The sequence below is a fragment of the Psychrobacter sp. FME5 genome, from assembly GCF_014861375.1.
Lineage (GTDB): Bacteria > Pseudomonadota > Gammaproteobacteria > Pseudomonadales > Moraxellaceae > Psychrobacter.
Map to the genome: position 1 here is coordinate 1 of NZ_RRYX01000096.1, position 12,149 is coordinate 12,149.

Annotated in this window: 11 protein-coding genes; 7 read left to right on the top strand and 4 right to left on the bottom strand. The window is 43.1% G+C overall.

The window, feature by feature from the left end:
• Window positions 1-156: 156 nt before the first annotated feature.
• From EI161_RS11230 to EI161_RS11240, 3 genes are all read right to left on the bottom strand, one after another.
• The gene (locus tag EI161_RS11230; protein WP_192529572.1) at window positions 157-1,062 is read right to left on the bottom strand and encodes a rhomboid family intramembrane serine protease; all 906 of its coding nucleotides are present in this window, start codon (window positions 1,060-1,062) and stop codon (window positions 157-159) included.
• 181 nt (window positions 1,063-1,243) lie between these two features.
• Window positions 1,244-2,488, bottom strand: coding sequence for an alpha-hydroxy acid oxidase (locus tag EI161_RS11235; protein WP_225735355.1), 1,245 nt, complete (start codon window positions 2,486-2,488; stop codon window positions 1,244-1,246).
• 74 nt (window positions 2,489-2,562) lie between these two features.
• Complete coding sequence (locus EI161_RS11240; RefSeq protein WP_192529573.1) at window positions 2,563-2,901, bottom strand: glutaredoxin family protein; 339 nt, start codon at window positions 2,899-2,901, stop codon at window positions 2,563-2,565.
• Window positions 2,902-3,194: 293 nt separating this feature from the next.
• On the opposite strand from EI161_RS11240, the gene mtgA reads away from it, so the two are divergent.
• The 6 genes from mtgA (at window position 3,195) to EI161_RS11270 (ending at window position 8,097) form a co-directional block, all read left to right on the top strand.
• On the top strand, window positions 3,195-3,881 hold the full coding sequence (gene mtgA, locus EI161_RS11245; protein ID WP_192522832.1) for a monofunctional biosynthetic peptidoglycan transglycosylase: 687 nt from the start codon (window positions 3,195-3,197) through the stop codon (window positions 3,879-3,881).
• A 224-nt stretch (window positions 3,882-4,105) separates the two neighbouring features.
• On the top strand, window positions 4,106-6,298 hold the full coding sequence (ppk1, locus tag EI161_RS11250) for a polyphosphate kinase 1 (protein WP_192529578.1): 2,193 nt from the start codon (window positions 4,106-4,108) through the stop codon (window positions 6,296-6,298).
• A gap of 365 nt (window positions 6,299-6,663) precedes the next feature.
• Window positions 6,664-6,834, top strand: coding sequence for a hypothetical protein (locus EI161_RS11255; protein ID WP_192522834.1), 171 nt, complete (start codon window positions 6,664-6,666; stop codon window positions 6,832-6,834).
• Window positions 6,835-6,891: 57 nt separating this feature from the next.
• Window positions 6,892-7,140: a hypothetical protein gene (locus EI161_RS11260; RefSeq protein ID WP_192522835.1), complete on the top strand. Its 249-nt coding sequence runs from the start codon at window positions 6,892-6,894 to the stop codon at window positions 7,138-7,140.
• 135 nt (window positions 7,141-7,275) lie between these two features.
• The gene (locus tag EI161_RS11265) at window positions 7,276-7,806 is read left to right on the top strand and encodes a hypothetical protein (protein WP_225735356.1); all 531 of its coding nucleotides are present in this window, start codon (window positions 7,276-7,278) and stop codon (window positions 7,804-7,806) included.
• A 90-nt stretch (window positions 7,807-7,896) separates the two neighbouring features.
• Window positions 7,897-8,097 (top strand): hypothetical protein, encoded by a 201-nt coding sequence (locus tag EI161_RS11270; RefSeq protein WP_192529574.1) that lies wholly within the window; start codon window positions 7,897-7,899, stop codon window positions 8,095-8,097.
• Window positions 8,098-8,351: 254 nt separating this feature from the next.
• On the opposite strand, the gene EI161_RS11275 is transcribed toward EI161_RS11270, so the two are convergent.
• On the bottom strand, window positions 8,352-9,053 hold the full coding sequence (locus EI161_RS11275; protein ID WP_192529575.1) for a tRNA-(ms[2]io[6]A)-hydroxylase: 702 nt from the start codon (window positions 9,051-9,053) through the stop codon (window positions 8,352-8,354).
• Window positions 9,054-9,658: 605 nt separating this feature from the next.
• Here EI161_RS11275 and EI161_RS11280 point away from each other — a divergent pair.
• Window positions 9,659-11,857, top strand: a complete 2,199-nt coding sequence (locus EI161_RS11280) for a malate synthase G (protein ID WP_192529576.1) — start codon at window positions 9,659-9,661, stop codon at window positions 11,855-11,857.
• The last annotated feature ends 292 nt before the right edge of the window (window positions 11,858-12,149 follow it).

Consider the following 12,149-nt stretch of genomic DNA (forward strand, 5'->3'; position numbering starts at 1 on the left):
TGGTGTTCTTTTACATCAATTATGGCTACGTCTGATGCCAGCATACTTTTTAGAACACCACCAAAAAACGAATGAGCTGTTTTTGTGCGCTATTAATATAGTGCGACAGTCATAAATAACAGCTTTTTATTTATAAAGCAGCTTTACTCAGATGCTTTATTCAATGGCATTTAGCACCTCTAATATTTGTTGGTGAATGATTTGCCACCACCAAATAAAGCCAACGCCAATAAGTAGTATGATAACCCATGGCAGCAGTTGCCAAATAAGCGCAGGTTTTGATGGGGCTTTTTGTTCGCTAAGAACAGAATGACTAGAGTTTATATAGGTGGTTTGGTATTTAGGTTGATGTTGATCAATGGATTGATTGATGTACTGATTTTGGTTTTGAGACAAATAACCACTCTGATGCATCGCTGTATTTTGCATAACAGCGGCCATACGCTGACGGTAGGCAATAGCAAAAGCCAGGGCAATGATGAGACCAGTAGCTGCCCCGCCAATATGGCCCGCGTTATCGATACCAGGTACGGCAAAACCATACACAAGGTTGATACCCATAATAAATACAAGGCTTTTAAGGTTGAGCACCATGCCATTGACCGATATCTTAAACAGTGCGGCTATTAATAACGCCGCGCCGATACCCATTATACCACCAGATGCCCCCGCTGATATACCGGGTTGCCCTGTACCATCCAAAATACCTTGCCACGTGACATAATTGTTGAGTAAGTTGCCACCGATTGCCGCCAGTAAAAACAACGCCAAAAACTTTACTGAGCCAAACATCGGCTCGGCGATTTGCCCAAAGAAGTACATGGCAAACCCATTAAATAACAGATGCATCAAACCAATATGTAAAAAGGCGCTACTGACTAAGCGCCACGGCTCGTTATCCATGGTATAAGGCAAGGCATTGGCACCCCATTTTAGTAGGGCTTGAGTCGATGGGTTATTGGCATCGACGCCTGTCAGCACTTGCAGGATAAATAGTCCAATAAAGCTGGCTAATAGCAAGGTGGTAACGGGCGCGGTCTTTAATAATTGTTGAATGGGCATAAAAGCGAGCTATCAATGAAAAAGTATCGGTAGAGTATAAAGGCTATGGTTAGGGTGTGTCATCTATAGTTGAGCTACTTTCAAATTAATTCCAGTAGCGCGCTATAATATTTGAATGTTTAACAGACCCTAACTGTATAAGTCTGTTATGATTATTTATAGCGACGCAGGTTGAGCAGGCTTAAAGGTGGTTAGTTTTAAGGTTTTCGTAAGTACCTTTTACCAAGATGTCATTAGTGACTTGATTGATGTCGGTGTGACCACAAAATGCCATGCTGATATCACACTCGTTATAAATCAGCTCTAGCGCGCGGCGAACACCATCTTCACCATACGCCCCTAGGCCGTAAAGAAAAGCGCGACCGATCATCGTGCCCTTTGCGCCCAGCGAGATGGCCTTTAGTACATCTTGACCTGAGCGAATACCGCTGTCTAACCACACCTCAATATTGCTGTTTTCAGCGTGTACCGCTTGTACAATATCAGCGAGGGCAGAGATAGAAGAGAGCGCACCGTCCAACTGCCGCCCACCATGATTTGAAACCACCAGCGCATCGGCACCGCTACGCGCAGCTAAGATAGCATCTTCAGGCTCCATAATGCCTTTGATGATAAGTTTGCCACCCCACATATCTTTGATACGGGCGACATCGTCCCAGCTCAATGCAGGGTCAAACTGTTCGGCCGTCCATGCTGATAGTGACGAGATATCCTCGACGTTTTTGGCATGACCGACGATATTACCAAAGGTGCGTCTTTTAGTACCCAGCATATTTAGGCACCATTCAGGCTTGGTCATGAGATTTAATATATTAGCGAGTGTTGGTTTCGGTGGTGCAGACAGACCGTTCTTGATGTCTTTGTGGCGTTGACCCAATACTTGCAAATCAGCGGTCAATATCAGTGCTGAGCAATTGGCAGCTTTGGCACGGCGGATCAGATTGGCCATAAATTCTTGGTCGCGCATGACATATAACTGAAACCAAAAGGGCGCATTGGTATTTTCTGCCACATCTTCGATAGAGCAGATACTCATGGTCGATAATGAAAAAGGCACGCCAAATTTTTCGGCTGCTCGCGCGGCGTGAATCTCGCCATCCGCCCACATCATGCCAGTAAAACCAGTGGGAGCGATGGCGACAGGCATCTTGACTGGCTCATCAATCATATGCGTTGCCAGACTGCGGTTGTCCATATTGACCAATACCCGCTGGCGCAATTTAATACGGTCAAAGTCGGTCTCATTGCTGCGATAAGTGGTCTCAGTCCATGAGCCTGAGTCGACATAATCATAAAACATACGCGGCACTTTACGTTCAGCGACACGGCGCAAGTCTTCGATTTCGGTGACTTTTTTTAAAGTGCTTTGCTTTAAAGTGGTTTGCTTTAAAGTGCTTTTCTTTAAAACAGGCTTTAACTCTTTCATAACGTTCTCGCTACTAAAGTTTTACGCTTGGCATGCCAGAAGCGATTATTGGTTTTATCAGGCATTTAATATTGTTATGAAGCCCTTAATAATTGCTGCAAATCCATCACGGAAAACGGATAGTTTAAGCGTTGAGTTGGTGTCAAAATAACGGGGATAGTGGTGGCAAACGCCATCATAAGCGGCTCATCGAAATCGGCGATATCGACAATCTTATAAGTGATAGGCTGTACCGCTTGAAACTGTATGATTAGCTGCTCAGCGACATCACATAAATGACAGCCAGAGGTTCCCAGTAGCCACCATTTATCAATATCATCAACGCTATTTTTAGCACCGTTTTTAGCGCTAGCAAGGCTGGGGTTTGCGTCAATCATACGCGCCCGCAATGCTTTTATGTCATTATCGTCCATAGTTATTCTCTCGCCTTAATATTGGCCGCACCGTACTTGTTTTTAGCTTTTTATCCAAAACGTGAGTATTGCTTCGTCTTGTTACGAAGTTTTTGTCGAAACGCTGTGACATGATAAAGAAGTGGGGTAAATAATGACAGCGATTGTGAGATTAGGTAAGATGACTTGCTGTTTATCGTTACCGATTTATGAGGATTGGCGTAGCGTTTTCACTGACGGCTTGTTACTTAAACGCTTCTACTCAGAGTGTTCTACTTTATTTTATTACTTTTTTAATCATTTGGATATCGCGCATGGCAAGTTTTGGCAAGTTTTTCAAACGGCTATTATTGGCAATAATGTTGTTGGTTGTGGCATTCCATGTGTTGGTCGCTGGACTACTGTTAATTTGGAAAACCCAGCCCATTAATAACAGCATGTTTATGCTGACCCATCGTTTAACAGGCGGTACAGTCACCCAAACGTGGGCAGAGTATGATGCCATTGCCAAGTCGGCCAAGCAAGCGGCGATAGCGAGTGAGGATTCGACGTTTAGTGAGCATAATGGTTTTGATATGAAAGGTATCGAGGCGGCGCGTAAGAAAAACGAAGAAACGGGTAAAATGTCTGCTGGTGGCTCAACGATTAGCCAGCAATTGGCAAAGAACTTGTTTTTGACTTCGCATCGCTCGTATGTGCGTAAGGGTGAGGAAGCCATTATTACCGTAATGATTGAAACGCTTTGGGACAAACAGCGTATCTTGACGGCTTATCTAAACGTAGCAGAGTTTGGCAATGGTATTTATGGTGTCGAAGCCGCGGCTCAGCATTACTTTGATAAATCGGCGGCCAATCTAAACCGTGATGAGTCAGCGCTACTGATCGCCATGCTGACCAACCCCAAGTACTATCAAGACAATCAGAGCGATAGACGCTTACGTAATAAACAGCGTATCATCAAAAAACGGATGAAAAATGCGGCATTGCCACAATCAGCTTAATTAATAAGCAGCGTAACTGCTCGCCTCAATTGTTATAAAGTTAAACGGGCAGCGATGTTAAATGGTGGCAGTATTTCATAAGCATGATGATAATAAAAAATGCTAACAAAGCGGTTGTCGGAAATGTTGTTTTTAAAAAGATGACGGCGTATCGATAATAAAAAAGGAGCGATGACATGGTAGGTGTGAATGATAAGCAGGACAAGGGTAATCACATCAATGACATGATTGATGTTAATGAGCTTAATAGCATTAATAGCGTTAGTAATCAGGCCAATGTAAAAGATAACAATGACAACCTAACCCAGATTGCATGGCAGCGTTCAGAAGACGGCAGCTATTCACCCAGCAGTTATATCAATCGTGACTTGTCCTTATTACAGTTTCATCTTCGTGTCTTAGCGCAGGCCGCCAGTCCTCACCATCCGCTCCTTGAGCGCCTGTTCTTTTTAATTATCTTTTCGTCAAATATCGATGAGTTTTTTGAGATTCGTGTCGCTGGCATCATGCAAAAACTTAATATTGCAGATATTTCGACCAGCGCCCACGGTATGCGCCCCAGTGAAGTGCTGAACGAAATTTCGACGATAACGCATGATGCAATTGCTGAGCAATATCGCATTCTTAACGAAGATGTCCTACCAGCGCTCGCTAAGGAAGACATCCGTTATCTCAAGCGCGACGAGCTCAATGCCGAGCAATCCGCTTGGATGAAGCGTTATTTTACTGAACAAGTATCGCCAGTATTGACACCCATCAGTATTGATCCTGCGCATCCATTTCCACGTTTGGTCAATAAGAGCCTAAACTTCATCGCTACATTAGAGGGCAAAGATGCCTTTGGTCGCGATATCAATCTAGCGATTGTACCTGCACCGCGCAGTTTGCCGCGGGTGATTCGTCTACCCGATGAGCTAACGGGCGGCAAAGAGCACCACGTGATGCTATCGGCCATCATTCATGAGCACATTGGTGAGCTATTTCCTGGGATGAATGTCACTGGCTGCCATCAATTTAGGCTGACGCGCAATGCCGATTTGGATTTGGCAGATGATGTCGAGGATATTGCCAAAGCATTAGAAGGCGAGCTAGAAAACCGCCGCTTTGGTGATAAAGTGCGTTTAGAGGTGACTACTGACTGTCCGGTACCTATTAGTGATTACTTGCTCAATGAGTTTGATCTGCATGATAATCAGCTATACCGGGTCAATGGCCCTGTCAACTTAACGCGTTTGTTGTTTGATTTTAATATTCCAGCACTGCGTTATCAGCCTTTTACTCATGTCGTGCCAAAAGTGTTCCGCCGTGAGATGGATAAGCTGGATAAATCGACCAGTATGTTTGCGGCTATGCGCAAAAGAGATGTGCTGGTACACCATCCTTTCAATGCGTTTTCGCCCATTATCAATCTATTGTGGCAAGCCGCCAGCGATCCAAAAGTGTTGGCAATTAAGCAGACGCTGTATCGCTCAGGCACCAATTCAGAAATCGTTAAAGCACTGGCCGCCGCTGCCCGTAATGGCAAAGAAGTTACTGCCGTCATCGAGTTGCGCGCCCGTTTTGATGAAGCCTCTAATATCGCGGTTGCCAACTACTTACAAGAAGCAGGGGCAGTTGTGGTGTATGGCATCGTCGGTTACAAAACCCATGCCAAGCTCATGCTTATTGTGCGCCGTGAGGACGACAGAATCCGCCGCTATGTGCATTTAGGGACGGGCAACTATCACGCCGCCAATGCCAAAGTTTATACTGATTATGGTTTGTTTAGCGCAGATGCTGACATCTCAGAAGACGTGCATAAGATATTCCAAGAGCTGACTGGTATGGGCAAACCTGCCAACCTCAAAAAGCTCCTGCACGCGCCCTTTACGCTGCATGAAAAACTAATGAGTTTTATCGATGATGAAATCGCTCATGCCAAGGCTGGCAAGCGCGCTCATATCATCGTCAAAGTCAACGCCCTAACCGAACGGCGTTTGATTGGCAAGCTATATGATGCCTCGCAAGCAGGGGTCAAAATTGAGCTGATTTTGCGCTCTATGTGTTGTCTACGCCCACAAGTAAAAGGGCTGTCCGAAAACATCACTGTGCGCTCTGTCATTGGTCGTTTTTTAGAGCACACGCGCATTTATTACTTTTATAATAACGGAGACGAGCGCTTATATTGCGGTAGTGCCGACTGGATGGATCGCAATTTATTCCATCGAGTCGAAGTGGCGTTTCCGATTGAAGATAAAAAGCTGTTTAAGCAGGTCTATGAAGATGGCTTGCTGAATTACCTAAAAGATAATACCCAGGCTTGGACGCTTGATGGTGATGGTGTATGGCAGCAGCTTCAGCCAGCAGCGGATGAGGTACCGCATAGCGCCCAAGAGTATTTATTAAAAGTTGTCAGTGGGGTGGGAGAGACAGTCTAGCCAGCCTTTTTAACCTCAGAGTTTATACAATTAAAGTTCATTAATTAAAGCCAAGCATAGATATCTATACTTGGCTTTAATTAATTGTGCCGTGTATACGAGTTACAAACTGTCTTGTAACCTCACATTTATTCACATATTGATACGGCAGTACACTGGTGCATTACTCAGTATTCTCCTTATACTTAATATAGTCAGTGAGAAGTAATATCGCTACATCACATCACGTACTGCGGGTACCGTTTTTTCTTGCTTGCTGTGCCTACGCAGACAGAGGCTGCAAAAAAACTATACCCGCAGTATCGTAGCGCTTTTAAAGTATTTTAACTATATCAGTTAACCGATTATAAAAATATGGAGTCATTATGAGTAATACAACGAACGATACGTCAGATATCAAAAAAGCAGCAGAACAAGCTGACGGTCAGAAAATTGAGAAAAACCTAAAAGACAATAAACAAGCGGACACACCTGAACAGCTGAGTGAGAAAGAGCAAACTTCTTTTATTGAAGAGGATTTGCGCACGGATAAGTAGTGACTGCTCTAGACGTTCGGATTAAAAAAATTAATATACCAACGCGAGGGATACGCTATGACAGCTAATAGACATACCAATGAAGAAAAAGTATTGGTCGATGACCCATCTCTACTACATCCAAAAAATAGCCAAGATAGCTATGAAGGACGTAAGCATGAACCCGATATTGATGGTCCACAACAAGAGTCGCAAGAAACCGATGAGATATATTCTGATCCGCGCAAGGAAGAGGATTTACCAGCAGGCGGCAAAAACGTTGCAGATTTAGATGCTCATGATTTGAGTCAAGAAAGCGAGAAGTAAGTTCTCATATAAGTGACTATTTTATCTTATATCAATGAGCCTTTATAAAAATGAGCCTTTATGAATAAGCGTTGTCAGACATCTAGTGGCCAATAAAATAATAACAAAGCTGAGTTAAAATATAAGGATATCACTATGCAAAATAAAGATATGCAAACCAAAGACCCCGCGTTGACTAAAACGCCTGTCGATGACCAGGTCGATCATCATGAGATTCATAATGATAGGACACATGATGGTATCGCCGATAATATCCTAGGTCATGATAACGAGGATAAAAGTACCCAGACATTCCAAGAAACAGTCATTGGTACAAGATACGCCAGTGATGATGCCGAGCATGGTGACCATATGCACGAAGATATCCACCATGATAGTTATAATGTGATGTCTACCGACGATAGTATTGTAGATGATACAACTATCAACAAAGGAACGGAAACGTTTGAAACAGGGGTCTTTGACTCAAAACACGTAAATGATAATGACAATCCTGCACGTCAGCCTGATCGCCGTGACCAAGAAGGCAATGCTTTTGATGAAGGCGTCAATGAACATACGACTGTTGATGATGCTTCTAAAAGCACAGAGATAAACGATAGGAATCGCTATGCAAGCGTTGATAACGCCCAGACACGTGTACTAAACCCTGACGACAAGGATTGATAGTCCTTTTGCAGTACTCTAGAAATCGCAGGTTATATAGAAGAAATTTTGCGATAAAAACATTGCGATAAATTGCTATAAGGAGTCATTATGAATAAGACAGACCATAATACAGTCAATAACAATCATGAGTTAAAAGATGCAGACGATAACAATGGTATCGTTCCTGATGATGCCTTGCAAAAAGTCAATCCAGCTGCGGCAGAAAGAGTCACTGACGACCATGACCCGCATAATGTTGCCAAAAACACCAAACAGTATGATAGCTCGTTAATGGAAGACGACAAATAACCATTTATTGTAATAAGCGAAATTAAATAGAAGTAAAAAAGTGAAGTAACTGATCGAGTTCAATACTCTAATCCGTTACTTCACTTTTTTTGACAAAGCGATAGCTGACGCTATATATAGTGATGAACACTAAAACTGATACGGCTGTATTAGTGTGCTATTGGTATAAATTTTTCTAGCGTGCTGCATACGCAGAGGCTGCGCAAAATTCATCCCAGTAGCACTGTAGTAATTCTCAGATATTTTGACTGCCTTTAAGCAGGGGAGCCGCTATGAAAACGTAGCTCAGTGTCTGGACTTGATATTAGCTCTGCTTCTATTGCTTTAAAAAATGCCACACGCTCATCAATATTCTCCTCAGATAGTGATTGTGCCAGTGCCAAATAATCCTCAAAATGACGGCTTTCTGACTTTAATAGATAACGATAGTATTTAGCCAAACGCTCATCATCGATAACCTCAGCAAGTGCCGCAAAGCGCTCGCAAGAGCGCGCCTCAATAAATGCCCCAATAATCAACACATCTACCATCGCTGCTGGCTCGTAAGTACGTTTATGCTTTAGCATACCTTTGGCATAGCGGCCTGCACTCAGATATTCCCAGACCTGACCGCGCTCATTCATGATGCCGAGCACTTGCTCGTAATGTAGCATCTCCTCACGTATCAGCTGTGCCAATTTACGCTGTAGTTCATAAGAAAACTCATAGCGAAATATCAAGTTCATCGCGGTACCAGCGGCTTTTTTTTCGCAATTGGCATGATCCTGAATGATTAACGGCAAGTTCGCGAGAGCCGCCTCAACCCAAGATTGTGTGGTTCTAGCGCCCAAAAATTTATAGATAGGTGACAAGTCTACTTTTATGGGTGTGCGTAACTGGGTGATATCGACGCTATCTTCTTTAATATCGTCTATTGATGTCTGTGGTATTGAGGGGCTTTTCTGATTTATAGTCATAGTTTAAATGGGCTCTATTTACGGGTGATGGACACAATAAATGACCTATTCAACATCATTTATTGTGTCCGATATATTCTAACGGATATTCATTAATAGATAACGGTTAAGCATAAATAGGTATTGAAATGATTACTTACAGTTTATAATTAGCGTATAAAACAGTGACTATCAAGTATTGCTAATGATGTATAAGGCTTACGCTTTATGGCTTATCATATATTATATAGTTTCATTATTTACTTGGTGAATACCATTTTCCTGTTTATTTTATTACTTGATAGTAGGATGGTATTTTGCTTTTCGGGCATTTTGTCTTACTATTGATTGTCACTTAGTGGTCAGTGGCATGCAGTATAACAATTGCCAATCCTGTAGCAAAACATCATATTTGTAGACAGGTCTGGCTAAAGGCAGTCGAAAATCACCACTAGTCTATGGAATAGACACTATATTATTGGATAATTGGCTGCTCAATAACAGCTGATACTTTGCGTTGTCATGTTTGCTATTTATTTCAGCCAAATTTGAGATTTAGCATTTTCAAACCGTTACGGTCACAACTTAGCACTAACTCACCTCACGAACAGATTAAGGATAACAACATGAGCCAGTCTTCTAACGTCAATCGTATTCAAAAAGGTATTCTTGCCATTGATCAGCAATTGTATGACTTTATTGAAAACGAAGTGCTACCGAAAGTCGGTGTTGATTCAGACGGTTATTGGTCGGGTTTTGAAAAGGTTATTAAAGAATTTACCCCACGTAACAAGGCGCTACTAGAGACTCGTGAAAAAATTCAAGCGCAGATTGATCAGTGGCATCTAGACAATCCTGCCCAAAATGGTGAGATTGATTACCCCGCTTACAAGGCATTCTTGCAAGAAATCGGCTATCTGTTGCCAGAAGGCGATGACTTCAAAGTCAGCACCGAAAATGTCGATGACGAGATTGCAAAGATTGCTGGACCGCAGCTGGTTGTTCCAGTACGTAATGCTCGCTATGCACTGAACGCGACCAACGCCCGTTGGGGTAGTTTGTACGACGCTCTATATGGTACGGATGTCATCAGTGATGACAATGGTCAAGAAGCAAAGGGTGGCTATAACCCAACTCGCGGCGCAGCTGTTGTGGCCTACGCCAAAAAATTCTTAGATGAAAGCTTTGCGCTAGCATCAGGTTCATATAACGATGCGACTGGCTTTAAAGTGGTTGATGGCACGCTTGAAGTTGCTCAAGGTGATAGCAGCACGCAACTAAAAGATGCCGCACAGTTTTCAGGTTACGTTGGTGATGCAGATAGCCCAACGGCTATCCTATTAAAGAATAATAACTTGCATGCTGAAATTCAAATCGATGGCAGTCATCCCGTTGGTAAAGATGACCCAGCACATATTAAAGACGTATTATTAGAGTCAGCAATTACCGCTATTCAGGATTGTGAAGATTCAATCGCTGCTGTCGATGCCGAAGAAAAAGTCGAAGCCTATCATAACTGGCTAGGACTGATGAATGGTGATTTGCAAGAGACCTTTGAAAAAGGGGGCAAAACCCGTACGCGCAAACAAAACCCAGACCGTGAATATACCGCGCCAGATGGTAGCTCGTTTACCTTACCGGGTCGCTCGCTATTGTTGCTCCGTAACGTCGGTCACTTGATGCAAAACCCTGCCATTTTAGTTGACTTGGGTAACGGTCAAGAACAGATATTCGAAGGTTTGATGGATGCACTGATTACCCCGCTATTGTCTTTGAATGATTTAAAAGGTAAAACTGAGCTATCAAACTCACGTGAAGGCTCGATGTATATCGTTAAGCCAAAAATGCACAGCCCTGAAGAAGTAAAAATGGCCAATGATTTGTTTGATGCTTCAGAGGATTTATTAGGCTTAGAACGTAATACCATAAAAATCGGTGTGATGGATGAAGAACGCCGCATGACGGTCAACCTAAAAGAGGCCATTCGCCAAGCAAAAGAGCGCATTATCTTTATTAACACGGGTTTCTTGGATCGTACTGGTGACGAGATGCATACCAGCATGAACGCCGGACCATTTGTGCGTAAAGGTGATATGAAGTCGCAAGCATGGCAACCAGCGTATGAGCAGTGGAACGTTGATGTCGGACTTGAAACAGGTCTACAAGGTCATGCTCAGATCGGTAAAGGCATGTGGGCGAAGCCTGATGAGATGAAGGAGATGATGGACACCAAAGCTGCGCATCCAAAAGCAGGCGCTAGTACCGCATGGGTACCGTCACCAACAGGGGCAACCTTGCACAGCATGCACTATCATCAGGTGAATGTCGCTGATGTTCAGGACAGTCTAAAATCACGCGAGCGTGCCAGCTTAGATGATATCTTGACCATTCCTTTGGCAAAAGACACCAATTGGACAGAGGAAGAGAAACAACAAGAACTAGAAAACAACGCTCAGGGCATTTTAGGCTATGTCGTACGTTGGGTAAACCAAGGCGTTGGTTGCTCTAAAGTGCCGGACATCAATGATGTTGGTTTGATGGAAGACCGCGCAACGTTGCGTATCTCCAGCCAGCACATTGCCAACTGGTTACATCACGGTATTGTCAGTGAGCAGCAAGTGATGGAGGCGATGAAACGTATGGCAAAAGTCGTCGATGAGCAAAATGCTGGTGATGCTGACTATCGACCAATGGCGAATGATTTTGATAACTCTTATGCCTTCAAAGCCGCTTGTGATTTGGTCTTTAAAGGTCGCGAGCAGCCAAGTGGTTATACTGAGCCACTATTGCATCAAGCACGACTTGACCTGAAAGCCAGCATCTAAATCGGTATGTTGGGCACATAATCTATTAAAAAACTTGTGATTTTTATGAGCGCTACTTATTTATACATAAGTAGCGCTTTATTTTGATGCTTAAAATTTGATACTTAAAAAACAGGCATTACGATAGCCAGAAATAGTTAGTAATGCTGTTAAACGATAAGCACTGTCTCTATTTAGGCATATAAGAGATTTCCTATATCAATGTTTATGAACTATAGCTAACACGATATAAGTTAATTACTAGGGGCTGTATAGAATTGGGAGATAGTTGAAAAAAATAAGCAACGCCTTA

Coding starts and splice junctions, on each gene's coding strand:
- EI161_RS11270 (WP_192529574.1), top strand. CDS start 7,897: ATGAATAAGACAGACCATAATACAGTCAATAACAATCATGAGTTAAAA.
- EI161_RS11240 (WP_192529573.1), bottom strand. CDS start 2,901: ATGGACGATAATGACATAAAAGCATTGCGGGCGCGTATGATTGACGCA.
- EI161_RS11235 (WP_225735355.1), bottom strand. CDS start 2,488: ATGAAAGAGTTAAAGCCTGTTTTAAAGAAAAGCACTTTAAAGCAAACC.
- ppk1 (WP_192529578.1), top strand. CDS start 4,106: ATGATTGATGTTAATGAGCTTAATAGCATTAATAGCGTTAGTAATCAG.
- EI161_RS11280 (WP_192529576.1), top strand. CDS start 9,659: ATGAGCCAGTCTTCTAACGTCAATCGTATTCAAAAAGGTATTCTTGCC.
- EI161_RS11230 (WP_192529572.1), bottom strand. CDS start 1,062: ATGCCCATTCAACAATTATTAAAGACCGCGCCCGTTACCACCTTGCTA.
- EI161_RS11275 (WP_192529575.1), bottom strand. CDS start 9,053: ATGACTATAAATCAGAAAAGCCCCTCAATACCACAGACATCAATAGAC.
- EI161_RS11265 (WP_225735356.1), top strand. CDS start 7,276: ATGCAAAATAAAGATATGCAAACCAAAGACCCCGCGTTGACTAAAACG.
- mtgA (WP_192522832.1), top strand. CDS start 3,195: ATGGCAAGTTTTGGCAAGTTTTTCAAACGGCTATTATTGGCAATAATG.
- EI161_RS11260 (WP_192522835.1), top strand. CDS start 6,892: ATGACAGCTAATAGACATACCAATGAAGAAAAAGTATTGGTCGATGAC.
- EI161_RS11255 (WP_192522834.1), top strand. CDS start 6,664: ATGAGTAATACAACGAACGATACGTCAGATATCAAAAAAGCAGCAGAA.